At 64.1% G+C, this 22668-nt stretch carries 21 protein-coding genes and 1 pseudogene; 9 read left to right on the forward strand and 13 right to left on the reverse strand.

Annotated features, from left to right (window positions below; all coding sequences use genetic code 11):
* Positions 1–58: 58 nt before the first annotated feature.
* The 8 genes and pseudogenes from QFZ91_RS14960 to gspG form a co-directional block, all read right to left on the reverse strand.
* Entirely contained in the window at positions 59–838 is a 780-nt protein-coding gene (locus QFZ91_RS14960) for a type II secretion system protein N (protein ID WP_176380605.1), read from the reverse strand.
* A 28-nt stretch (positions 839–866) separates the two neighbouring features.
* Positions 867–1370: a type II secretion system protein M gene (locus QFZ91_RS14965; RefSeq protein WP_368594975.1), complete on the reverse strand. Its 504-nt coding sequence runs from the start codon at positions 1368–1370 to the stop codon at positions 867–869.
* Positions 1367–2776 carry a type II secretion system protein GspL gene (gspL, locus tag QFZ91_RS14970; RefSeq protein WP_429567678.1) on the reverse strand — a complete coding sequence of 470 codons (1410 nt, stop codon included), beginning with the start codon at positions 2774–2776 and terminating at the stop codon, positions 1367–1369. The genes QFZ91_RS14965 and gspL overlap by 4 nt, the downstream gene beginning before the upstream one ends.
* A 28-nt stretch (positions 2777–2804) precedes the next feature.
* Positions 2805–3915, reverse strand: a pseudogene (gene gspK / locus QFZ91_RS14975) (type II secretion system minor pseudopilin GspK).
* 1 nt (position 3916) lies between these two features.
* Positions 3917–4591, reverse strand: a complete 675-nt coding sequence (locus tag QFZ91_RS14980) for a PulJ/GspJ family protein (protein ID WP_429567679.1) — start codon at positions 4589–4591, stop codon at positions 3917–3919.
* Entirely contained in the window at positions 4569–5006 is a 438-nt protein-coding gene (gene gspI / locus QFZ91_RS14985) for a type II secretion system minor pseudopilin GspI (RefSeq protein ID WP_429568649.1), read from the reverse strand. The genes QFZ91_RS14980 and gspI overlap by 23 nt, the downstream gene beginning before the upstream one ends.
* Positions 5007–5013: 7 nt before the next feature.
* Positions 5014–5553, reverse strand: coding sequence for a GspH/FimT family pseudopilin (locus tag QFZ91_RS14990; RefSeq protein ID WP_429567680.1), 540 nt, complete (start codon positions 5551–5553; stop codon positions 5014–5016).
* Between the two features lie 177 nt (positions 5554–5730).
* Complete coding sequence (gene gspG / locus QFZ91_RS14995; RefSeq protein WP_176380598.1) at positions 5731–6195, reverse strand: type II secretion system major pseudopilin GspG; 465 nt, start codon at positions 6193–6195, stop codon at positions 5731–5733.
* Between the two features lie 136 nt (positions 6196–6331).
* Between gspG and QFZ91_RS15000 the strand changes: the two genes are divergently transcribed.
* On the forward strand, positions 6332–6745 hold the full coding sequence (locus tag QFZ91_RS15000) for a type II secretion system protein N (protein WP_176109897.1): 414 nt from the start codon (positions 6332–6334) through the stop codon (positions 6743–6745).
* Positions 6746–6821: 76 nt separating this feature from the next.
* Here the strand turns inward: QFZ91_RS15000 and gspF are convergent, their stop codons facing one another.
* Genes gspF through gspD form a run of 3 tightly spaced genes read right to left on the reverse strand, consistent with a single transcriptional unit; the run spans position 6822 to position 11984 of the window.
* Positions 6822–8039, reverse strand: coding sequence for a type II secretion system inner membrane protein GspF (gspF, locus tag QFZ91_RS15005; RefSeq protein ID WP_429567681.1), 1218 nt, complete (start codon positions 8037–8039; stop codon positions 6822–6824).
* A gap of 4 nt (positions 8040–8043) precedes the next feature.
* Positions 8044–9558, reverse strand: a complete 1515-nt coding sequence (gene gspE, locus QFZ91_RS15010) for a type II secretion system ATPase GspE (RefSeq protein WP_368622997.1) — start codon at positions 9556–9558, stop codon at positions 8044–8046.
* A 5-nt stretch (positions 9559–9563) separates the two neighbouring features.
* Positions 9564–11984 (reverse strand): type II secretion system secretin GspD, encoded by a 2421-nt coding sequence (gene gspD / locus QFZ91_RS15015; protein WP_429567682.1) that lies wholly within the window; start codon positions 11982–11984, stop codon positions 9564–9566.
* Between the two features lie 497 nt (positions 11985–12481).
* On the opposite strand from gspD, the gene QFZ91_RS15020 reads away from it, so the two are divergent.
* Positions 12482–12925, forward strand: a complete 444-nt coding sequence (locus tag QFZ91_RS15020) for a lytic transglycosylase domain-containing protein (protein ID WP_176125355.1) — start codon at positions 12482–12484, stop codon at positions 12923–12925.
* Positions 12926–13070: 145 nt separating this feature from the next.
* Complete coding sequence (locus QFZ91_RS15025; protein ID WP_429567683.1) at positions 13071–14426, forward strand: GTP-binding protein; 1356 nt, start codon at positions 13071–13073, stop codon at positions 14424–14426.
* Between the two features lie 99 nt (positions 14427–14525).
* Here the strand turns inward: QFZ91_RS15025 and QFZ91_RS15030 are convergent, their stop codons facing one another.
* Both QFZ91_RS15030 and QFZ91_RS15035 read right to left on the reverse strand, forming a co-directional pair.
* Positions 14526–14804 carry an HU family DNA-binding protein gene (locus QFZ91_RS15030; protein WP_013090989.1) on the reverse strand — a complete coding sequence of 93 codons (279 nt, stop codon included), beginning with the start codon at positions 14802–14804 and terminating at the stop codon, positions 14526–14528.
* An 18-nt stretch (positions 14805–14822) separates the two neighbouring features.
* Positions 14823–15020 (reverse strand): hypothetical protein, encoded by a 198-nt coding sequence (locus QFZ91_RS15035; RefSeq protein WP_176109901.1) that lies wholly within the window; start codon positions 15018–15020, stop codon positions 14823–14825.
* A 230-nt stretch (positions 15021–15250) separates the two neighbouring features.
* On the opposite strand from QFZ91_RS15035, the gene mnmC reads away from it, so the two are divergent.
* The 6 genes from mnmC (at position 15251) to QFZ91_RS15065 (ending at position 22664) form a co-directional block, all read left to right on the forward strand.
* Complete coding sequence (gene mnmC / locus QFZ91_RS15040) at positions 15251–17218, forward strand: bifunctional tRNA (5-methylaminomethyl-2-thiouridine)(34)-methyltransferase MnmD/FAD-dependent 5-carboxymethylaminomethyl-2-thiouridine(34) oxidoreductase MnmC (RefSeq protein WP_429567684.1); 1968 nt, start codon at positions 15251–15253, stop codon at positions 17216–17218.
* 450 nt (positions 17219–17668) lie between these two features.
* Positions 17669–18067: a hypothetical protein gene (locus QFZ91_RS15045; RefSeq protein WP_429567685.1), complete on the forward strand. Its 399-nt coding sequence runs from the start codon at positions 17669–17671 to the stop codon at positions 18065–18067.
* A 124-nt stretch (positions 18068–18191) separates the two neighbouring features.
* Complete coding sequence (locus tag QFZ91_RS15050; RefSeq protein WP_176109903.1) at positions 18192–19397, forward strand: cation:proton antiporter; 1206 nt, start codon at positions 18192–18194, stop codon at positions 19395–19397.
* Positions 19398–19484: 87 nt separating this feature from the next.
* Positions 19485–20600: a YbdK family carboxylate-amine ligase gene (locus QFZ91_RS15055; protein ID WP_429567686.1), complete on the forward strand. Its 1116-nt coding sequence runs from the start codon at positions 19485–19487 to the stop codon at positions 20598–20600.
* A 569-nt stretch (positions 20601–21169) separates the two neighbouring features.
* Positions 21170–21808: a MarR family winged helix-turn-helix transcriptional regulator gene (locus tag QFZ91_RS15060; RefSeq protein WP_176109905.1), complete on the forward strand. Its 639-nt coding sequence runs from the start codon at positions 21170–21172 to the stop codon at positions 21806–21808.
* Between the two features lie 142 nt (positions 21809–21950).
* Positions 21951–22664 (forward strand): glutamine amidotransferase, encoded by a 714-nt coding sequence (locus QFZ91_RS15065; RefSeq protein WP_429498602.1) that lies wholly within the window; start codon positions 21951–21953, stop codon positions 22662–22664.
* Positions 22665–22668: the final 4 nt, after the last annotated feature.

The following is a 22668-nucleotide window of genomic DNA, read 5'->3' on the forward strand; positions in this document are numbered from 1 at the left end:
TGACCGCGATTCGCGGCCATGCCTCTTTTTTCATCCCGCTACGCGCGCGAAGCGCACCTCAGTGCATGAACGTCAGCGCCACCGTATCCGGCCCGCTCGGCCGGCCGAGCAGGTTCAGCAGGCCGGCGAGGTTGTCATGCTGTTCCGGCGCGGCGCTCGCCGTGCCACGAAACGACGTCGATGCGGCCGACATCGTGCCGCTGCCGGTCAGCGTCAACGGTCCTTTGATCGTACTCAGATCGAGCGCCGACGACTTGCCCTGCGCCTGAAACCTGACCCGGTACGACCCGAGCGGCTTCACGAGCGACACACGCGAGCTGACGTCGTCGAGCGTCATCGTCAGTTGGCCGAACGCTTCGCCGTTGAAGCTGCGCCAGTCGGTCCACGACAACTGCACATTGCCCTGCAGATCGAGCGTGTTGAACGGCGCGCCAAGGCCCGCGAGCAGCGACGCCGGCACCGCGAGCACGCCCGGCGTGACGGTTGCGCCGCGCGGCGTCGCATCGACCGTGATCGGGTCGGGCATTGCCTCGCTATGGCGCATGACCATGCGCACGCGTCCGGTGAAAAGCGGCCAGAACGCGGTGCGCCACTCGATCCGCCCAGGCAGCAGCGTCGCGGCGCTCATATCGGAGCCGGCGGCCAGCATCAGCGTCGCCGAGCCGTGCCACAGCGAGCCCTCGGCGTCGACGAGATTGACGTGCCCGTGCGTTTGGCGCGCGAACTGCGGCGTAATCCACGCGGCCGGCAGCAGCGCGAGCGTCACGGCCGCCACTGACAAAACGGCGACCACCAGCCACGGCAGCGCCCTACGCAGGCGCCACATCCAGTAATTCATGCGAGATCCTGTAGCGAGCGGCGCGTCGTTATTTCGTGCTCGACGGTTGCAGCGCGACCGTCAGATCCACCTGGCCGTCGTCTTTCAACGCGGTGATATGCGCCTCGGAGACCTGCACCTTGAACTGCTTTCGCACGTCATCGACCCACGCGGTCCAGGCCGGAAACGCGACGTTTTTCATCTGCACCTGCACTGCGTTGCCGACGAACTGCACCTGCGTCGCGGCAAGTCCATGCTCGCTGAGCGATGCGGAGAGCGCGTCCTTCAGCGCCGCGCCGGTCGGCGCGACACCTTGCGCAGCCGCCGACAGCGAACGCGCCTCGTTCGCCTGCGCGGTCATCTGCGCGAGCTGCCGCTGCAGGCTGGGCAGCGATTGACGCAAATGCGCGCGGCCTTCCTGCGCGGGCGCCCATAGCACCGACCACGCGATCGCCACCGCGAGCGCGGCGCCGCCCCACGTCAGCAGGGCCTTTTCGCGATCGGTGCGCTGGTCCCAGAAGCCAGCCCATGTTTGAGCGAGTTCAGCTTTCATTGTCCGTTCCTGATGGTCCACTTGCCGGTGCTGCTGTCGATCGCGCCGGTCAGGCCGTTGCGCGCGAGGCGCTTGGCGAAGTCGGGGTCGACCTTGATCGCGGGTTTGAAGGTCACGTCGAGGCGGTGCTCGTGATAGTCGAGCGCGGCGATGCCGTTGACCGGTAGCGGCGACAACGAGCGTGCGAGGCCGTCGGCGAGCGACAGGAAATCCTCCGGCGACAGCTCGCCCGCCGCGACGCGTAGTTGTTGCAACTGACGCGCCATCTGATCGGGCGCGTCGAGCACGACGGTCGTCTTCGGGAACGTGTTGAGCAGCAGCTCCGTCATCTGCGTGTTGATCGCGTCGCGCTGACGCGCGAGCATCAGCCACTGCACGTTCGCGCCGATGATAGCGACGACGAGCGCGGCGACCGCGAGCACGATCGGCAAACGCAGACGCCGCAGCGTCGCGCGATCGAGGCGCCACGGCTGCGACGCGAATTCGAACTGGCACAGGTCGAAGCGGCATTCGAGCGCGCGCCGAGCGAGCTGCTCGAACGGCAGCGGACTCGCGCCGTGGATATGCGAGGCGAGCCGCGCGGGACTCGTCGTGGGGTGGTTGGGCTCGTTACCCGGCACTTCGGTCAGCATGTACAGCGACACCGGCGCCGCTCCCGCCAGTGCGGAGAGCGTCGCGTTCACCGCATTGGCCGGGGCCGCGAGACCCTCGCCCTGCACGCCGCGCGCAATCGCCAGTTCGACGCGCGGCACGCCGCTGTCGACCGCGCCTTCGACCAGCAGCGCGGGCGCGGTCTGCACGACCGCACCGAGCACCGCGGCCACCATCGGCACGATGGACGGCGCCTCGGGCGCGACCACCGGCGCGACGCCCGGCAGCGACGTCGCGACGCTCGCCGCGCCAGCCATCACCGGCTCGCGCACCTCGGCGGTTTCGTCGACGTTCGCGGCGACTTCGGTCACCGGCGCCGGCGGCAGGCAACGCGTGACCGGCACCGCGCGCAGGCTGCGATGACCGGCCGCCGTGAACGCCTCGCAGATGAAACGGAACCAGCCGCGATCGATGATCGCGAGCAGGTGCCGGCCCTCCCCAAGCCCCTGCGGATCGACCGCGATATGACAGGTCTGCGGGTCCTGGATCAGTTGATCCTCGACGATATTGGGCAGCGCCTGGCGCAGCTTCGGGCCGCGCAGCGGCGGCAGCGTCGCGGGCATCAGCAGCAGGTCGCGCGCGGCGACCATCAGCACCGTCGTGTTCGCGCGCGGCAGCAGCGCGAGCGCCGAGCGCCCGGCGCGCTGCGTGCGCTCGGCCTTGTCGAGCAGCACGAACGGTAGCTCGGGCAGTTGCCACTCCTGCGAGGGCACCGCCGGATCACGCGGCGGCAATAGGACGATCAGCGTGCTCAAAGGCCACTCTCTCTGTGGATTGCGTTATTCATAGTTGGTCTTGTACCCGCACGATACGCGTAGTGTGAGTCAGCGGATCGCGATAGACGAGTGTCGTGCGATCCACTTCGGCGCGCTCGTGCTGCACACTGCCGTGGACTAAAAAGTAGCTCGAATTGACGTCGAACTGATTCGGATCGATCGACGCCGATTGCACGCCGGCGGCGGTCAGCGCGAGCTGCACGTCGCCGGCGTTGCGGAAAAACACGGTCTGGCGCCGCGCGACCAAGGCCTGCGCCTGCGACACGGTCATGCCCGGCACCACCGCCGCGATCACTTCGGCCGACGCGGTGTTCATGTTGATCGCGGTGACGGTCGGAAGCACGGTGACGAACGGCCGCAGCTTTGCGACGATCTCCGGTGTGTAGCCCGGAATGTCGAGCAGCGAATCGACGCCCGTCATCAAGAGCGGCGCGACCGCCACGTTGTCCTCGCCGTCCTCGATGCCGGGCTGGTTCGTGAAGTTGCCGCCCGTCATCCCGCCGCCGCCGACGTGCGGCGAGCTGCTGATCGACGTGCCGGTCTGAAAGCGCGTCGCCGATTGTGAGAGCCCCGCGCGCACGTGCAGCGCGGTCACTTTGGCCAGCTGCCCGCTCAGGCCGAGCGACACCAGCAGGCGCTGATACGCGGCCATCTGCTCGGCGCTGATTTGCGTCACGCCGGGCGCCGGACTCGCGACCAGATTGCGCAGATTGAATCTGGACTGCGCGTCCTCGATCGAGCCCGACAGGTACGTGGCCGCGCCTTGCTCAGCGCGCACCTCGCCGATCTGGCCGAGAAAATCCGACAGCCGCGTTTTCGCGATCGGCACGCCCCACAAGCCGCCCCAGATACGTGATGCCCGCCGACGTGTCGCCTTCGGAGCGCAGGATCAGCCGGGTCCAGTCGAGCGCGCCGCGCGCGACCCATTGCGCCTGGGACAGCAGCCGCTGATTCTCGATGCGGCGGATCTGCACCTGCTGGCGCCACAACATGCCGGACACGAGGATCGCCGACAACGCGACGACGAGCAGCGCGCTGATGATGGCGGCGCCTCGCTCGCGTGCACGTGCGCGCGAAGCGGATGGGGACTTCTTCGGCAACGACGAGGAGAACGTCATGTCATTCTCCGACCAGAAAAACGCGCGTGACCGGCTTTGCGAGCGATGTCGCGCCGATGCTGACCTGGAGCCCCGTCACCGAGCGCGGCATCGGCGCGTTGCCGAGTTGCGGCACCTTCAGATTGTTGATGGCCTGGTTCATCGCGGTTTGCACGTCGTTCATCTGGATGGTCCAGCCGAGCTTCGGCACATACATGCGCGCCGAGATCGAGCCGACGCCGCCCATCAGCGGCACCGCGGTCCAATCTTCGTCGCTGCCGTGCAACGCGCGCCGCAAGTCGCCGACGTTGCCGATCGGCGGCGACGCATAGCGCACGACGCGGCCGTTCGAGATCTGATAGCGCACCACCTGCAGACGCGGCGCGGTGCCCGGCAGCACCATGTGCCGCACGATCTGCAGCGTGTTGCCGGAGACCGACACCGCGGCCTGGCTGGCTTCGTCGTCGCTGGCGGCCTGGCGCGCGTCGATGCGCATCTGGTCGAACAGTTGGGCGAACACCCGCTCGTCTTCCATCGCGTTCGTGATCGTCGAGCGGGCACGGATGATCTGATCGAGCCCGCGCCACGACAGCACGGCGATCACCGCGAGGATCGCGATCGCGACCAGCAGTTCGATCAGCGTGAAGCCGCGCGCGCCGTAACGGCGGCGGCGCTCACAGCGAGCGGTTGATTTCATTCGCGACCACCGTGACCATCTGGGCGAGATTGCCGGACTGGCCGGGCATCGCCACCATCACTTCGACACGGCGAAACACCGGATTCGGCGTCGCCGTCACATGCTCGGTACAGCGCAGTTGCAGATTGCCTTGCGAGCAATCGAAGCTCGTCGAGCCGATGTCCGGCCATGCATGCTTCAGATGCAGGTCCGCGAGCGCGTTGTCCGCGCTCCAGCCGGCGAGCAGACGCCGGTGCAGATCCGCTTCGCCGCTCGCCAGACTGCCGACCGCGCGCAGCGACGCGGCAAGCGCCACCGCGATGATGGCGAGCGCGACCAGCACCTCGATCATCGTGAAGCCGCGCTGGTTGCGGCACGCGATAGCGCGCGTGTTGCAAAGAGAAAAGGCATGGGCGGGCCTGCCATAACGTCGCATCCGCATGTCAGCGCACCTCGTAGCGGCCATTGCCGGTACTGACGATCGTCGCCTGTCCGGCCGCCGAAAACAGCGTGACCTGCACCGGCACGTCGATCGCCTCGGTACCGAACACGATGCGATCGGTGTGCGAATCCGAACCCGGGAAACTGATCGCGACACTGGTCACGCCGCCTTCCCACTTACGCGGCCCGAGCAGATCGTCACGCAACGGACGCCAGCCGTCCTGGGTGCGCTGATCGAAACGGAAGCCGCCTTCGAACGGCTGCCACGCGATCGGCCGCGCCCGCACCTGCGCTTCGTCGCCAGCCGATTCGAACAGCAGCGCGAGACGCTGCGCTTCTTCGTTCAGATCGGTGCGCGGATTGCGGGTCATCGTCAGCGCGGTCAGCGACACGAGCAGACCCGCGATCACGAGCACGACCATCATTTCGAGCAGCGTGAAGCCAGCCGCGCGGCCGCGGCGTTGCCGGGAGCGCGGCCGTGAAGCCGAACACGGAGTGTCCACACGGGACTTGCAAGCGGACGTGCGCATAGTGCCGGCCATCGACGATCAACGAATATTCAAACAGCAATGCATCGGTGAAGCACGCCCGCTTCGTCGCGCCACGCAAATTGCGGCGCGGCGGGCAGGGCGCCCGGTGAAACCAGCGGCCAACCCAGTGGCAACGAGGGCGCGTGCGAGAACATCATCGATCCTGGCGGGATGCTCTGTTCAGCGTGCTTATTGCCAGGACCCGACGTCGGCATCGTTGCCTTCGCCGCCCGGCTTGCCATCGGCACCGTAGCTGAACACATCGATCTCACCGTGCACGCCCGGATTCAGATACTGATACGCGTTGCCCCACGGATCGTTCGGCAGACGCTCGAGATAGCCGCCGTCCTTCCAGTTGTTCGGCACCGGGTCGGTGGACGGTTTTTCGATCAGCGCGCGCAGGCCCTGTTCCTGGGTCGGATAGCGGCCGTTGTCGAGGCGATAGAGTTTCAACGCCTGCATCACGGTGCCGATGTCCTGCTTCGCGGCGACGCGCCGCGCTTCGTCCGGACGGCTCATGATCTTCGGCACGATCAGCGCGGCGAGAATGCCGAGAATCGCGATCACGACCATGATTTCGATCAGCGTGAAACCGCGTTGACGACGGCCGCGTGAACCCGCGTTGTCAGCGCGGCGAATGGTCGACAGTTGCATAGCTTGCTACCTCTTTTCAGGTGAAATTTTCGGCTCGGGTTGTCAGATTGAACACGCCGGGCCGGTCATTTTAATGTCATGCAGTTGAAGGCTTTCAACCCACCGCAATATTCACAATAGTCCGTACAATGTGCGCATGAACGCCATCCAAATCCGCCTCCTGTCGCTCGCGCTGTTCGCCGCTTTCTGCGCGACGCTCACCTACTGGGTCATCACGCTCACCACGATGTCCGGCGCGCCGCTACCGGCTGCCGCCGCACACGCGCAGGTCTCGACCGACCAGGCCGCGACGCTGTTCGGCGGACAGCTCGCGCGCAACGTCAATCAGGACATCCATCTGTTCGGCATCCTCGCGTTGAGCGAAGGCGCCGCGGCGATCGTCAGCGTCGGTGGCGAGCCGCCGCACGCGGTGTCGCTCGGCAGCACGCTGATGCAAGGCACGAGGCTCTCCGAAGTTCGCGCCCGCTCGATCATCATCGACCGCAACGGCGCCCACTCGGAAATCTTCCTGCCCGCCAATTCCAGCGGTCCCACCATTTACGTGCGCTGAAACTTGAAGCGGTTGCGCGGCTGATACGGCACGCCGCGCCAATCCTTTCTTTTCCTTCCTCGCGCTACGGCTGCTGCTACTGCACGAGGTTGTTCAGTTCGATGATCGGCAGCATCACCGCAAGCACGATCACGAGCACCACGCCCCCCATCGCCAGAATCAGCAGCGGCTCGAGCAGGCTCGTCAGGAACATCGTGCGACGCTCCAGCTCCCGCGCTTCGCCGTCGGCCGCGCGATCGAGCATCGTCGTCACGTCGCCGGTCGCTTCACCCGAGCGGATCAGGTGCACGAGCACCGGCGGAAACGTCTTCGTGTTGCCGAGCGCGCGCGACAGCGACGTACCTTCGCGCACCCGCACGATCGCATCGTCGATGTTCTCGCGCATTGCGTTGTTGCTGAGCGTATCGGCCGCGGCCTGCAACGCGCGCAGAATCGGCACGCCCGCCGCGGTCAGAATGCCGAGCGTGCTGGCGAAGCGCACGGTGTTATAGCCGCGCACCAGCTTGCCGAGCAGCGGCGCGGTCAGCAGCCAGCGGTCGAAGGCAAGACGCGGGCCCGGTTGCCTGAGCGTCGCGCGCACCAGATAGACGACCGCGATCACGCCGATCAGCATCGCCCACCACCAGTGCCGCACGAAACCAGACAGCGCCATCATCACGATCGTCAGAAACGGCAGTTGCTGCTTGGTGCTCGCGAACACGTTGACGACCTGCGGCACCACATAGCTGAGCAGGAACGTAACGATGCCGAACGCGATGATCGTGACGATCGTCGGATACGTGAACGCCAGCACGATCTTCTGCTTCAGGGCATTGCGCTGCTCGATGTAATCGGCGAGCCGCGACAGCACCAGGCCGAGCTTGCCCGTGTGTTCACCGGCCGCGACGAGCGCCCGGTAGATCTCGGGGAAATCCTTCGGATGCTGCTGCAGCGCGTTCGCAAGCGAATGACCGCCGAGCACTTCGGCGCGAATCGCCGCCATCAGCTCGCGGATGTAGTCGCGCTCCGACTGCTCGGTCAGCACCGAGAGCGCTTCGTCGAGCGGCAGGCCCGCGATCAGCAGACTCGCGAGCTGCCGCGTCAGAATCGCCTGCTCGCGCTGCGACAGACGACGCCCGAGCGCGAGCCGCTGATTGCGCTCGCCGCGCGTGCGCGACGCCGCCGGTTCGACGACGAGCGGCGTGAGTCCCTGCGAACGCAGGTTGGTGCGCGCGCCGCGCGCACTGTCGGCGTCGAGCACGCCTTTTTGTGCCTTGCCCGCCGCGTCGATCGCTTCAAAACGGAATGCCGGCATGCGCTTATGCTCCGCCCGTCACGCGAATCACTTCTTCGAGCGACGTCAGTCCCGATGCGAGCCAGCGCTCCGAATCCTCGCGCAGCGTGCGCATGCCTTGGGCGCGGCCCGCTTCGAGAATTTCGGCATCGGCCGCGTTGCGGTGGATCAGCGAGCGGATCGTTTCGTCGATCAGCAGCAGCTCGTAGACGCCGCGCCGTCCCGCGTAACCGGATTGGCCACAACGGTCGCAGCCGACCGGATGCCAGCGCTTGCTACCGTCTTCCTCGGTGCGCTCTTCTCGGCACACCGGGCACAGTCGCCGCACCAGCCGCTGCGCGAGCACGCCGAGCAGCGACGAGGCGAGCAGATACGGCTCGACGCCCATGTCGGTCAGACGCGTGACGGCCGATGCCGCGTCGTTCGTGTGCAGCGTGGCGAGCACCAGGTGGCCGGTCAGCGATGCCTGCACCGCGATCTGCGCGGTTTCGAGGTCGCGGATTTCGCCGATCATGATGACGTCCGGGTCCTGACGCAGAATCGAGCGCAATGCGCGCGCGAAGCTCATGCCGATCCGCTCGTTGACCTGCGTCTGGCCGATGCCGGACAGGTCGTATTCGATCGGGTCTTCCACCGTCATGATGTTGGTGGTTGCCGTCTCCAGTCGCGACATCGACGCATACAGCGTCGTCGTCTTGCCTGAGCCGGTCGGGCCGGTCACGAGCACGATGCCGTGCGGTTTGCCGATCAGCTTGTCGAACTGGCCGAGCGTGTCGGATGCCATGCCGAGCGCTTCGAGATTGAGCCGCGCCGCGTCTTTCTCGAGCAGACGCAGCACCGCGCGCTCGCCGTGGCCGGTGGGCAGCGTCGATACCCGCACGTCGACCGGACGACCACCGACGCGCAGCGTGATGCGGCCGTCCTGCGGCAGACGTTTCTCGGCGATGTCGAGCTGCGCCATGATCTTGATCCGCGAGATCAGCGCGCCGTGCAGCGCTTTCTTGGGCCGCACCACGTCGCGCAGCGTGCCGTCGACGCGAAAACGCACTACCGACGCATTCTCGAACGGCTCGATATGGATATCCGACGCCTGCTCGCGCGCCGCTTGTGTGAGCAGCGCGTTGATCATGCGGATGATCGGCGCGTCGTCTTCCGATTCGAGCAGATCCTCGACTTCGGGGATGTCCTGCATCAGCCGCGACAGATCGACTTCGCCTTCCACTTCGCCGACCACCTGCGCGGCGCTGCCGTCCTGGCGCGCATAGGCCTGGTTGATCGCCTGCGCGAGATCGTCGGCGGGCACGCGCACGACCGACACTACGCCGTAGTTGCGCGCGATTTCGGCCAGCGCGGCTTCGCTCGTGCGTTCGCTGATCCAGACTTCGAGGCTATCGGCATGCTGATGCGCGACCAGGATCTGGCCGCTCCGCGCAAAACCGTATGGCACGAGCCGGGCGGCGAGCGGCGAGGGTGCCGCGCGCTCGCCGGCCGCGGCATCGCCGTTCAGCGGACGTTGCGAGGGCGCGGTTTGCGCGGGCATCTGCGTCACGGACGCGCTCCCGGCGACACCGTGCTCGGCACCGGGCCGCTCGCCGGCTCGACGACGGCCGGTTGCGGCATGGTTTGCGGCACGGGCTGGGTCGTAGTCTGCGCGCCAGCTTGCGGCACGGCCGGCGCGCCGGCTTGCGGTACGGCCTGCGGCGGTACCTGTTGAGGCACCTGTTGCGGTAGCTGCTGCGGCATCATCTGCTGGCGGCGCATCTGGTTCAGGTCGAACAGGTTCATCGCCGGCACCCCGCCCTGGCTCGGGCCGAGCGGCATCGGCGGCACGACCGGATCGTCGCGATCCCTCATGATGTTGTTGTCCTGACGGTACGCGCCCTGCACACCCTGGATGTAGTCGTAGCGGTTCGCCGTGACGGCCTGCGTGGTGTCGCGGTCGGCGAGAATGACCGGGCGCAGGAACACCATCAGGTTAGTCTTGTTGCGCGTCTTCTGCTCGGAGCGGAACAGCTGGCCCAGCCACGGAATGTCGCCAAGCAGCGGCACCTTGCTGTTGCTGACCTGGTAGTTGTCCTGCATCAGGCCGCCGAGCACTATGATCTCGCCGTTATCGCACAGCACGGTCGACTGGATCGAACGCTTCGTGAATTCCGGGCCCGCCGGGTTCGTCGCCGCGTTGTTCGTACCGTTCACGATCGCCGAATCTTCCGTGTAGAGCAGCAGCTTCAGGATGCCGCCGTCGGTAATCTGCGGCTTCACGTGCAGCGTCAGACCGACGTCGACCCGGTCGAACGTATTGAACGCCGCGCTCGTCGTGCCGCTCGTCAGGTTCGAGTACGAACCGGTCTGGATCGGCACGTTGGTACCGACGATGATCTTCGCCTCTTCGTTGTCGAGCGTGATCAGGTTCGGCGTGGACAGCACGTTCGCGTCTGCGGTCTGCGACAGCGCCTGCAGCAGTGCGCCGAGACCCTGCACGCCGAAGATGTTGTGGATCCAGCCAACGTTCAAGCCCTGTTGCAGGCCCTGGCTGCCTAGCGCCGTCGCGAGACCGCCGGTCGAACCAGCCGCGGCCGCCGCGGCCGTCAGGTTGATGATGCTGTTGCCCGAGCCAGTCGCCAGGTTGGTGCCGGCAAACAGGTTGCCGTTCGCGACCTGCCACTGAATGCCGAGGTTGCCGCTCGTATTCGAGTTCAACTCGACGATCAGTGCCTCGATATACACCTGCGCGCGACGCGCATCGAGCTGGTCGATCACCGCGCGCAAGTTGCGGTACGTCGCTTCGGGCGCGGTGATGATCAGCGAGTTGGTCGCGGAATCGGCGGTAATCATGCCGCCGCCCTGATCCTCGCTCTTTTCCTTGTCGCCGCCGAGAAATCCGCCGGTATTACTGCTGGAGCCCGAAGCGCCGCCGCCCATCGGCGAGTTCATCGAGCCGCCGCCGAGGCCGCCCGACGGCAACGGCGGCGTGCCCGACGAGCCCGTCGAATAGCTGCTGTTCGACAGACCGCCACCGCCGCCGCCGCCACCGCCGCCGCCGCCACTCGTGTTCTGGTTGAACGAGTTCGCCTCGTTCGCGCCACCCGACGAGCCCTCGCCACCGCCCTTGCCGAGCATGTTGCGCAGCGTGCGCGCGAGCTTCGTCGCGTCGGCATTGCGTAGCGGCACGACGTGGATGTTGCCCGGCATCGCGGTCGGCATGTCGAGCTGCTTGGCGAGCTCCTTGGCCGCCGCGAGGCGTGCGGTGTTCGACGCGCGCATCAGCAGCGAGTTGGTGCGCGGATCGGACGAGATCGACACCTTGAGCGTCGCGTCCGTGCTGCCGATCGAGCCCGGATCGAGCATCTTGTTCATCTGCTGCGCGATGTCGATCGCATTCGCGTTCTTCAGCGGCACGACCGCAACCGCCTGACCGGCCGCGCTATCGACACCCGCGATGATCTGGGCGATGCGCCGCACGTTGTCGGCGTAGTCGGTGACGACGATCGTATTGTTGGAGGGGTAGGCCGCGACCGTGTTGTTCGGCGAGATCAGCGGACGCAGAACCGGCAGCAGATTGTTGGCCGACTCATTCCTCAGCGTGAAGACCTGCGTGACGACCTGGTCGCCGCGCGCCGTCGGCGCGTTGCCGACGTAGGTCGGCACGCCCTGTAGCTTGGCGTCGGCCTCGGGCACCACTTTCAGCACGCCATGATCCTGCACGAGCGCGAACCCCTGCATGCGCAGCGCGGACTGCAGGGTTTTGAGCGCCTGATCCTGAGGCACAGAATTTTCGGACACGAGGTTCAGTTGCCCCTTCACCCGCGGATCAACGATGATCGTCTTGCCGGTCGCCGCGCCGATCGCCTTGGCGACCTGGTCGATGTCGGCGTTGACGAAGTTGAGTGTCACCTGCGCCTGTGCAGTTTGCGCGGTGATCAGTCCAGCCACCAGCAGCGCCGTTGCCACCCGACGCAAAGTCATACAATTTCTTCTCATGGGATGTAATATCGATGCCGGCAGCCTCTGCCACCGACGGTCATGCGATGCGGACCCGGCGGCAAGCTACCGCCCGGTCGGTTTGTGAGCCGGCCCTAAAAGCGAGTTTCGCTTTGAGCTCCAGCGTCCCGACGTCCGAAAAAATCGAACAGTAACAGCTTTTCATGTCGGAATTGAAACAAAACAAGGGGCCTCATGCGAATCCACGAAGATCGCAGAGCTGTTATTAAATTGAAAGCTACCCGCCGCCGTACACTCACGCCATTACCCGGCTTTGTACGGTCTTATGTCGGTTAGCCAACTTGACGAAGGTCGGACTGCCGGTATGATACGAGCCGTTCGACCCACTGTTATGTGTTTGCTGACGCGGGTTTTCCCCGATGTTCGACAAACGCCCGGCCAGCTTGCCGTTGCGGCCGAGACGGCGGTCGGTGAACTGCCTTACCGATTCTTACCTCGGGTTTGCTTAGTCCTATTGACCGATGAAACGTCCGCTCCTCACCGTTGCCGCCACGCTCGCGCTGCTCGCCGCAGCCGGTTCCGCGCGCGCCGACTGCTTCGATGAAGCGGCGAAGTATCAGAAGGTCAATCCGCTGATCTTACGGGCTATCGCGTGGCAGGAGTCGCACAACCGGCCGGATGCGCAGCACAAGAACGCGAACGGCTCGACCGACTACGGTGTGATGCAAATCAATTCCGTGCATCTGCCGGTGCTCGCCCAGTACGGGATCTCGCAGGGCACGCTGATGGAGCCGTGCAAGAACGTGTACATCGCGGCGTGGCATCTGCGCCGCCAGATGAACAAGTACGGCAATACCTGGCAGGCGGTCGGAGCATACCACTCGGAGACGCCGACGTTGCGGGACAAATACGCGCAACAGATCGCTGCAATTCTGCGCAGCTGGAAGTTGATGCCCGCGCAGTAAGCCATTCCAACGCTGTCGCTCGCACGAGCCGCACGCATTTTAATGCACAATGCGACTTCGTGCTTTTGTCGCGCCGTCGCAGCGACGCCGACGATTTGGCCCCACGCCCGGCACGCCTTCCAATCTTCCCGTATTTCGTACCGCGATGAACCAGCCGCTATTGCCCATCACCGTGCTCTCCGGTTTTCTGGGCGCTGGCAAGACCACGCTCCTGAACCACATCCTCGCGAATCGCGCCGGTTTGCGCGTCGCCGCGATCGTCGACGATCTGGCCGACGTCAATATCGACCCGACGCTCGTGCGTGATGCGGCCGAGCTGCCGGGCGTCGACGAGCAGATCGTCGAACTCAGGAACGGCTGCATTTGCTGCACACCGCGCGACGATCTGCAAAGCGAAATCCGTCGCCTCGCCGGCGAAAAGCGCTTCGACGTGCTGGTGATTGAATCGAGTGGCATCGCCGAGCCCATGTCGATTGCCGAGACCATCACATTCGATGGCGACGAAGCCCCATCGCCCGGCGAAGCCGCCCGGCTCGATACGACGGTCACGGTCGTCGATGCGTTCAACTTCCTGCGCGATTACGCGTCTGCCGATGCACTCTCCGAACGCGGCGTCACGGTCGACGAAGGCGACGACCGCATGATCGTGGAGTTGCTGATCGAGCAGATCGAGTTTTGTGACGTGCTCGTCGTGAACAAGATTGATCTCGTCAGCGCGGACGAGCTCGCGCGTTTGCAGCGCATCCTCGCGCGCCTGAACCCGCGCGCGGTGCAGCTCGTGAGCCGCTTTGGCGACGTGCCGCTCGATCAGGTGCTGAACACCGGACGCTTCGATTTCGACGAAGCGTCGAATGCGCAGGGCTGGCTCGCGGCGCTCGAGCACAAGCACGAGAATGAGCACGGCGGTAAAGATGGCCGCATGCATCACAGCGAAGCCGACGAATACGGCGTCGGCTATTTCGTCTATCGCGCACGCCGGCCGTTTCATCCGCAGCGCCTATGGGAGCTGCTGCACCAGGAGTGGAAGGGCGTGCTGCGCAGCAAGGGATTCTTCTGGCTCGCGACGCGCAACGATATCGGCGGTTCGCTCTCGCAGGCCGGTGGTGCTTGCCGGCACGGCCCCGCGGGCATGTGGTGGGCCGCGCAGGATCGCAGCGAATGGCCGGAAGGCGACGACCAGCTGGCCGCCGAAATCGCCGCCGACTGGTACGGCGAGCCGGACGATATGAGCATCGGTGATCGTCGTCAGGAGTTCGCGCTGATCGGCGTCGATATCGACCCCGCCCTCTGGCGCGCGAAGTTCGATGCCTGTCTGCTCACCGACGACGAATACGCGCTCGGGCCGCAAGCCTGGCAGCAGTTCCCCGATCCGTTCCCGGCATGGGAGTTCGACGACCACGATGACGATCACGACCAGCATCACCATCATCATCACGGGCACGGCGACGACTGCGAGCATTGTGGACATGACCACGGCAAGAACGCGCATCGTCATAACTGAACGAAGCACGCCGCGCATTCGAACCTCATGCACGGACGAAAAAAAACCCGCCACTGGCGGGTTTTTCTCGCGGATGTCAACTGCCCGGCAGTAGTCTGCTTAGCGCTTGTTGACTGCGTCCTTGAACGCCTTGCCTGCAGTGAACTTGACAGTCTTGGCAGCCGGGATCTTGATGGTTTCGCCGGTCTTCGGATTACGCCCCGTACGCGCTGCGCGCTTGCCCGAACCAAAGCTACCGAAGCCGATCAACTGGACCGCCTCACCCTTCGACACAGACTTCTTGATCACTTCAAGCAACGTGTCCAGCGTTTCACCGGTTTGAGCCTTGCTGGCGCCCGTCTGTCCTGCGACAGCGTCGATCAGTTCCTGTTTGTTCATTAAGGTTCCTTTCTGAGTTTAGGTTGATACGAACAGCGCGACCGCGCCGATTATACGTGCGCGCACCGCGCCGTCGAGCAGCTGCGGCCCCGATCCTGAAGATCTCCCACGCCGGACAGGATACTGTTCGGCGGCCGTGCTGCCGCTCCCTTCGCGGCGCTTGCTATGATAGCGCAGCGCAAACCCAATCAGGATAAGGGTTTCGAGGAATTGCACGGTTTTCGGGCCGTTCTTGCAAGTAAATCGAAATTTTGCCCTTCAGCACCCCCTAAACGAGGGCTGAAACCCAGTCCTGGCGGGGGTTAGCGTTGGTTTTTGCCAACGCAGCAAAGCGTCTGAAAGCGTCCTGATGGGTCTTTTTCGGCGACTAGCGCGCGGTGCGCGCCGACTCCGACCATCGAACCCGCTCTTTCGAGCGATCTTTTGAGCGTGTTTTCCCGTCGCGCATGACCGATCCGCTGATCCCCGCCGTCCTCGCTTTCCGCGACAACGGCAGCCCCTTTTCACCGCACTACGACGACATCTATCACAGCGCCGTCGGCGCGCTCGAGCAGGCTCGCTACGTCTTTCTGCGCGGCAACGAATTACCCGAAAGATGGCAGAGCCGTCGAACCTTCACCGTGCTCGAAACCGGCTTAGGCATCGGCATCAACTTTCTCGTGACGTGGGCCGCGTGGCGAGCCGATCCCGCACGCTGCGAGCGGCTACATTTCGTGTCGACAGAGAAGCATCCGTTTAGCGCCGCGGATCTGCGCCGCGTCCACGCATCGACGATCTCCGATCCGCTCATCGCCCAACTCGCGGAAACGCTCGCGAACGCATGGCCGATGCTCGTGCCCGGTACGCACCGGCTGGAATTCGAAGGCGGCCGCGTCGTGCTGACGTTGATCTTCGCCAATGCGCTCGACAGCCTGCCCGCATTGCGGCTGCGTGCCGATGCTTTTTATCTCGATGGTTTCGCGCCCGCGAAAAATCCCGAACTGTGGAGTCCGGCGATCTTCAAGGCGCTCGCGCGCGTCGCCGGCGACGACGCGACCTTCTCCACCTATAGCAGCGCGGGCGACGTCAAGCGCGCGTTGACGCAATGCGGCTTCGAGTATCGCAAGGTCGACGGCTTCGGCTGGAAACGCGCGATGCTGGTCGGACGCTTCGCGCCGCGCTGGCGTGTGCGCCGTTATGAACCGCCCGCGCCGTTCGGCCATGATGAACGATATGCGGTCGTGATCGGAGCGGGGCTGGCCGGCTGCGCAGTGATCGAGCGGCTTGCGGCACGCGGCTGGCGCGTGACTTCGCTCGAGCGGCATGGGTCGGTTGCGCAGGATGCGTCGGGCAATCCGGCCGGCGTATTTCACCCAATGATTTCGCGCGACGACAGTGTCGCGTCGCGCGTCACCCGGGCGGGCTTTCTGTACTCGCTCAATCGTTGGACCGCACTCGAAAACGCAGGGCATCGACTGGCCCGAGGAGATCGCGGCCTGCTGCAGATCGCCGCGGACGACGACGAATCGCGCGCGATCGGCGCGGCCATCGCCACGTTTCGCTATCCGTCCGACTACGTGACGCCGGTCTCCGCGGCCGATGCAGCGCAACTCGCCGGCATGCCGCTCGCGCGTGGCGGCTGGCTCTTTCCGCGCGGCGGCTGGATCGATCCCGCCTCTCTTTGCGCGGCGCAATTGGCATCGGCAGGCGGCTTGCTCGAACGACGCTTCGGCGTCGACGTCGCGCGGCTCGAACGTTGCGGCGACCAGTGGACCGTCTTCGATATCGCGGGAAAGGTGGTCGCGCGAGCGCCGGTCGTGATCGTCGCCGGTGCGCATGAAGCTGCGCGCATCGCTGGCTTGCGTCATGCGCCGACTCGCAGCATTCGCGGTCAGTTGAGCTTGCTGCCGGCGGGGACCGTCGCGCCGCTCGCGCTGCCGGTGATCGGCGAGGGCTATGCCGTGCCGCTCGCGAACGGCGTCACGCTGACAGGCGCGACCTATGAGCTCGACGACCCCGACACGTCGCTGCGCGTGGACGGTCATCGCGAGAATCTCGAGCGCGTCGCGCAGATGCTGCCGTCGTTCGCAAGCGCACTCGATGACGCGTCGCTGACCTCGCTCAGCGGACGCGTTGCGTTTCGCTGCGTGACCTCGGACCGCATGCCGATGATCGGCCAGCTCGCCGACGAAGCCGCTGCCGCACGCGATGCTGCTCGCCTGCGCGGCGCATGGCCGCTCGATCTGCCGCGCGTCGACGGTCTATACGGCGCATTCGCTTATGGTTCTCGCGGGCTGGTATGGGCCGCGCTCGGCGCTGAACTGATCGCATCACAGATCGAAGGCGAGCCGTGGCCGCTGGAACGCGATCTCGCCGAGGACATCGACCCCGCGCGTTTTCTGCTGCGTTCGTTGCGACAGGGGACGATCGGTTAACCCGGATTCGACCATTGCGGAGTTAACGCCCGGCACGTTAACTCCGCCCGCGCTGTAAACCACATTAACCGACACCTCCGCTTATCCACCGCAGCCTGTGGATAACCGCGCAGTTAACCGGCGCAAGTGGTGTGGAGCCGTTGTGGACGTAAACGGGGTAACTGGAACATCGCGAAAAAGTGCGAAAAGTTGCTCGCGTATACCGGCCGCAGCCGCACATGCTGTCCATCCGGTTATGCGGCCGACAACATGATGATTTATTTCGGTAAACAAAGGTTATCCACAGAAACGGAGGCAGCTTGTTAACTGTTACTACGTATACATACGGTAAACCAGTAAACAGCAAAGACGGGGGCTAGCGCCCCGCCTATCGGGCTGGATGAATTTCGTTCGGGCTCACGTAAACGGATTACTCCATGCGCGCCGTTAACCTGGGAAGAGCGCAAAAAAATGCAGACCAAACCGCGCATCAAGGTCACACACGCGGACGTGATGCCAGGGAGCGGATTCACCGTTCGCGATGTTGTCGAAATTGACGGGATGCCGCGAAAAAAGGTCGCTTTTTCCGTTCGGTATGAAAATAACGTACTTTTTTACCGTTTTGCCAGCGAGTTAACGTCTTTTCGGTTAACGCGGAACAAGCTATGGCACAATCCCGGTTCTTTTCCGCGTCGTGCCACCGCATCTGACGGCACGCGCAGCAACGGAACGGTGCCGGTCAAACAGAATCTGATTCAAGGTCGACGGCGTTCCTTCACCGTGCCTGTTGCTACTGCCGCATCCCGTGAATGTGCCCGACTCAGTGCGGTTTTTTGCGGCCGCGGCGCATTCCGATCATCCGATCATTGAAACCTCGCAACGCTGACTTCGCGAAGCGCTTGCGACAACGAGCGCTCTCGGTTCGCTCGTGCCACGGCGTGCGTGTGCGCCGGTTCGTGTCGTCTGCCGTTGCTGCCAAGGAGAACCCATTACGATGAATTCGGCGTTTTCGTTTCTGCCAGCGTGGCCGCTTTCACCCGACGCCATTTTCTGGGCAGGTCTCGCATTGCTTGTCGCTGGTCTGTGCGGCGAGCTTTGCTTTCGCGCGTGGCGTTTACCGCGCATTTCCGGCTATGCGGTGATCGGCCTCATAGCCGGCGGAGCCGGTTTTGGCGTAATCGATGCGGATTCCGCGAGCGCCGCGCGGCCGCTGCTCGACGTCGCGCTGGGCCTGTTGCTGTTCGAACTGGGTAGCCGGCTCGATCTGCGCTGGATCCGCCGTAATCCGTGGCTGATTCTGTCGAGCGTGGCCGAAGCCACGCTGACTTTCGTGCTGGTGCTGCCGGTGCTCCTATTCCTGCACGTGCCGCTGATGGTCGCGACCGTACTGGCCGCGATCGCGATGGCGACATCTCCCGCGATGGTGATCCAGCTCAAAACCGAACTGCGCGCCGAAGGACAGGTCACGCAGCGGCTTCTGACCTTGACCGCGCTGAACAGCATGTACGCGGTCGTGATCGAAAAGCTCGTGTCGAGCTGGCTGCATCAGGAGGTTTACGGCAACGTGTTCGCGACGATCCTGCAGCCGTTGTACCTGCTGGTCGGCTCGCTCGTGCTCGCGTATCTGCTCGCGCGCACCTGCACGTTCTTCTATCGGCGCCTGAACATGCACGACGAGCATTCGTTCGTCGCGCTGTTCGGTCTCGTGCTGCTCGCGATCGCAATCGCGCATCTGTTCAAGCTATCGACGATTCTCGCGCTGCTCGCCGCGGGCATCATCGTGAAGAATCACGAAGCGCGTCCGCAGTTGTGGCCGCAGCATTTCGGCACCGCGGGTTGGCTGCTGACGGTGATCTTGTTCGTGCTGACGCTGACGTCGTTCGAATGGAGGCACATCGCGTTGGGCGGAGTCGCGGCGCTGGGCCTGATCGTTGCTCGCCTCGTCGCAAAGCTGGTCGGCGTGCTGGCTTTCGCGAAGCCGAGCGGCCTGAATCTGAAGCAGGGCATCGCACTCGGCCTGTCGTTGTCGCCGATGTCCGCGCTCGCGTATCTGCTCGTCGACGACACGTACAACCTGTATCCGAGCTTCGATCCGCAATTGCGCGCGATCGTCATGTGTTCGATTTTCGTGCTGCAGATTCTCGGGCCGTGGCTCGTCTATCGCAGCCTCGCGCTCGTCGCCGAGCGGCGCGTGGGTTGAGCGTGAAACGCGCGTGGGTGCCATGCGCGTTTCACGAACCCGTCTTTTCAATTCCTTCGCCTCAAACGACCTGACTCAGGGGACGCCATGTCACTCGAACCCTTCATCGATTCGAAACCGTTCACGTTCGGTATCGAACTCGAAATGCAGATCGTCAATACGCACGACTATGATCTGACCAAAGCCGGCACCGATCTGCTGCGCCTCATCAAGGACGAAAAAATCCCCGGCAACATCACGCCGGAAATCACCGAAAGCATGATCGAGCTGTCGACCGGCATCTGCATGTCGCACGAACAGGCGGTCGCCGATCTGCGCAAGATTCGTGACACGCTGGTATCCGCGGCCGACCATCTGAACGTCGGTCTGTGCGGCGGCGGAACGCATCCCTTCCAGCAATGGAGCGAGCGGCAGATCGTCGATACGCCACGTTTTCAGTATCTTTCCGAACTGTACGGCTATCTCGCGAAGCAGTTCACGGTCTTCGGCCAGCACGTGCACATCGGTTGCCCGAATCCGAACAGCGCGCTGTATCTGCTGCATTCGATGTCGCGCTTCATCCCGCATTTCATTGCGCTGTCCGCGTCGTCGCCTTTCGTACAGGGTGTCGATACCGGATTTCATTCGGCACGACTGAATTCCGTGTTCGCGTTTCCGTTGTCGGGCCGCGCGCCGTTCGTGCTGACGTGGGACAGCTTCGAGGAGTATTTCTCGAAGATGGTCCACACGGGCGTGGTCAACAGCATGAAGGATTTCTACTGGGATATCCGTCCGAAGCCGGGGTTCGGCACGATCGAGGTTCGGGTGATGGATACGCCGTTTTCGGTGGATCGCGCCGCGGCGATCGCCTGCTACATCCAGACGCTCGCGCGTCATTTGCTGCTCGACAAGCCGATCACGCCGCAGGAAGACGACTATCTGGTCTACACGTTCAACCGTTTCGAAGCCTGCCGTTTCGGACTCGGCGGCACCTGCATCAATCCGCAAACCGGTGAACGAAAGACGATTTCCGAAGATATCCTCGAAACGCTCGAACAGATCGGATCGCATGCGCAAGCGCTCGGCTCGGTCAATGCGCTGGCCGAAGTCGGCGCGATCGCGCGTGGCCAGGTCAATGACGCGACGTGGCTGCGCAGCGTGTTTGCGCAGGAGAAGTCCTTGCATGAAGCGGTTCGGCAGCAGTGCTTGCAGTGGCGAGCCTAGCCGCGAAGACCTCATGAAACCGTTTGCGTGCGGCAGTTGCGCGACGTTCCGACGAAACCCGCCCCGTGCGGGTTTTTTTTCGTAAAAAAATTTTTATGACTTTTCGTGCGCGCAACCCTTCAGGTTTGTCGAAAGTTTACGTATACCAGCCTAGGGGCAGTGAGCAGGCGTTGCCAAAGGCTGTGGACAACTGAATAAATACCTGCAAAGTCAATGCTCTGGGGAATTGATAACCAGGCTGACGAAAGACGCTCCGGCCACGCCTGGCAAGCGCAACCGAGGAAACGCTCGACACGCTGCAAGTGCTTGTTGCAAAACGGTACACAGGCTATCCAAACGTTTTCCCCTGCTTATCCACAGCTCGCGTTGGATAAGTTAGCTGTACGATTTGCAGGTCTCGCATAGAATGTCGTTTTTCGCCGCCTTCGGCTTCCAAGGCGGTGTATTTTTGAGATAGTACAAACGGCTTCATCCGCGGTTGGACGAAGCTACCCACACACGCGACGGGCGTACCCCGGCAGGCAACCGCCGGCATCGCACCAAAGCGGTAAATAAACGAATCGAAGATTATGAGCGAAGGCGTATACGGAGAACAGGCAAACGGGCGAGTGACCCACAGCCTCTTGCGATTGAGCACGGCGATGCGAAGCCAGGCTTGGGAATGGGCGGAAGGCGCGGGCCTGACGCCGACCCAGGGTGAGATCCTCGTGCTGCTGATGCAACGCAAGGGGCCGATGCGTCTCGGCGAGATCGCGCGCGAAACGGCGTTGACCGCCGCGACCACCAGCGATGCGGTCAGCACGCTCGAGACCAAGGGTCTCGTCGAAAAGCGTCGCGCACTCGACGACGGTCGCGCGCTCGCGGTACGCCTGACCTCGCGTGGCCGCACCGCCGCCAAACGCGCCGCGCAATGGCCGGACTTCCTGTCCAAGGCGGTCGGCACGCTGCGCGAGGACGAACAGTCCGTGTTCTATCGCACGCTGCTCAAGACCATCTATCAGCTCGAAGCGCAAAACACGATTCCGTCGCATCGCATGTGCCTGAGCTGCACGCATTTCCAGGCAAGCAAGAATCCGAAGAAGACGCCGCATCATTGCGCGCTGCTCGACCTGAACATGTCGGATACCGATGTGCGTCTCGACTGCTCCGTGCACGAAACGGCGGACGTAGCCACCCAGAAGAAGACCTGGAAGATCTTCGCCCAATAACCGGCGTCTTCCGGAACAATCCGCTAACATGACCTGGCCGGCTACGGCGGGCGGTATACGCCGCCTGCTTGCCGGCTGGTGCAGTGCAAGGATAAAGTCGTTGGCGGCAAGTCGTTAGTGAACCTGAAGATAGGGCAGGCCGATGAATCGGGAAGTACTCGCCATCCGCCATGTGCACTTCGAGGATCTGGGCAGTCTCGAGCTCGTGCTCGGCGAGCGCGGGCGTCCGGTCCGCTATCTCGACGTGGGCGTCGCCCGTATCGAGGCGCCCAATCCGATTGCCGCGTCGCTGATGGTCGTGCTGGGCGGCCCCATCAGCGCCACCGACGATGCGCTGTACCCCACGCTAGCGCCGCTGCTGTCGTTGATCGAAAAGCGCATCGCGGCCGGGTTGCCGACACTTGGTATCTGCCTTGGCGCACAGCTGATCGCCCGGGCGTTGGGTGCGCGCGTCTACCCCGCGGCTCAGGCCGAACTAGGCTGGGCACCGCTTACGCTGACCGATGCGGGCCGCGCCTCGCCACTGCGTCATCTTGATGGCGCTCATACGTCGATGCTGCATTGGCACGGCGACACCTTCGATCTGCCCACCAACGCGACCCGTCTGGCTTCGACTCCTACCTGCGAGAATCAGGCCTTCGCATGGGGCGATCACGTGCTGGGCTTGCAGTGTCATCCCGAGATCCGCACCGATCGATTCGAACCCTGGCTGATTGGCAATGCCAATGAACTGTCGGGTCACGGCATCGACGCGCGTCAGCTGCGCGCCGACACCGCTCGATACGGTCCCGCGCTCGAAGCCGCCGGGTGCCGCATGTTCGGCGAATGGCTCGATCAGGTCGAGACGAAGGTCTGAATGG

The organism is Paraburkholderia sp. JPY419 (genome assembly GCF_050435705.1).
GTDB lineage: Bacteria > Pseudomonadota > Gammaproteobacteria > Burkholderiales > Burkholderiaceae > Paraburkholderia > Paraburkholderia youngii.

Excerpts from the sequence above, each read along its gene's own strand:
- QFZ91_RS14960 (WP_176380605.1), bottom strand. The coding sequence starts at position 838 with ATGAATTACTGGATGTGGCGCCTGCGTAGGGCGCTGCCGTGGCTGGTG.
- QFZ91_RS14965 (WP_368594975.1), bottom strand. The coding sequence starts at position 1,370 with ATGAAAGCTGAACTCGCTCAAACATGGGCTGGCTTCTGGGACCAGCGC.
- QFZ91_RS14980 (WP_429567679.1), bottom strand. The coding sequence starts at position 4,591 with ATGAAATCAACCGCTCGCTGTGAGCGCCGCCGCCGTTACGGCGCGCGC.
- gspI (WP_429568649.1), bottom strand. The coding sequence starts at position 5,006 with ATGCGACGTTATGGCAGGCCCGCCCATGCCTTTTCTCTTTGCAACACG.
- QFZ91_RS14990 (WP_429567680.1), bottom strand. The coding sequence starts at position 5,553 with ATGGCCGGCACTATGCGCACGTCCGCTTGCAAGTCCCGTGTGGACACT.
- gspG (WP_176380598.1), bottom strand. The coding sequence starts at position 6,195 with ATGCAACTGTCGACCATTCGCCGCGCTGACAACGCGGGTTCACGCGGC.
- QFZ91_RS15000 (WP_176109897.1), top strand. The coding sequence starts at position 6,332 with ATGAACGCCATCCAAATCCGCCTCCTGTCGCTCGCGCTGTTCGCCGCT.
- gspF (WP_429567681.1), bottom strand. The coding sequence starts at position 8,039 with ATGCCGGCATTCCGTTTTGAAGCGATCGACGCGGCGGGCAAGGCACAA.
- gspE (WP_368622997.1), bottom strand. The coding sequence starts at position 9,558 with ATGCCCGCGCAAACCGCGCCCTCGCAACGTCCGCTGAACGGCGATGCC.
- gspD (WP_429567682.1), bottom strand. The coding sequence starts at position 11,984 with ATGACTTTGCGTCGGGTGGCAACGGCGCTGCTGGTGGCTGGACTGATC.
- QFZ91_RS15020 (WP_176125355.1), top strand. The coding sequence starts at position 12,482 with ATGAAACGTCCGCTCCTCACCGTTGCCGCCACGCTCGCGCTGCTCGCC.
- QFZ91_RS15025 (WP_429567683.1), top strand. The coding sequence starts at position 13,071 with ATGAACCAGCCGCTATTGCCCATCACCGTGCTCTCCGGTTTTCTGGGC.
- QFZ91_RS15030 (WP_013090989.1), bottom strand. The coding sequence starts at position 14,804 with ATGAACAAACAGGAACTGATCGACGCTGTCGCAGGACAGACGGGCGCC.
- mnmC (WP_429567684.1), top strand. The coding sequence starts at position 15,251 with ATGACCGATCCGCTGATCCCCGCCGTCCTCGCTTTCCGCGACAACGGC.
- QFZ91_RS15045 (WP_429567685.1), top strand. The coding sequence starts at position 17,669 with ATGCAGACCAAACCGCGCATCAAGGTCACACACGCGGACGTGATGCCA.
- QFZ91_RS15050 (WP_176109903.1), top strand. The coding sequence starts at position 18,192 with ATGAATTCGGCGTTTTCGTTTCTGCCAGCGTGGCCGCTTTCACCCGAC.
- QFZ91_RS15055 (WP_429567686.1), top strand. The coding sequence starts at position 19,485 with ATGTCACTCGAACCCTTCATCGATTCGAAACCGTTCACGTTCGGTATC.
- QFZ91_RS15060 (WP_176109905.1), top strand. The coding sequence starts at position 21,170 with ATGAGCGAAGGCGTATACGGAGAACAGGCAAACGGGCGAGTGACCCAC.
- QFZ91_RS15065 (WP_429498602.1), top strand. The coding sequence starts at position 21,951 with ATGAATCGGGAAGTACTCGCCATCCGCCATGTGCACTTCGAGGATCTG.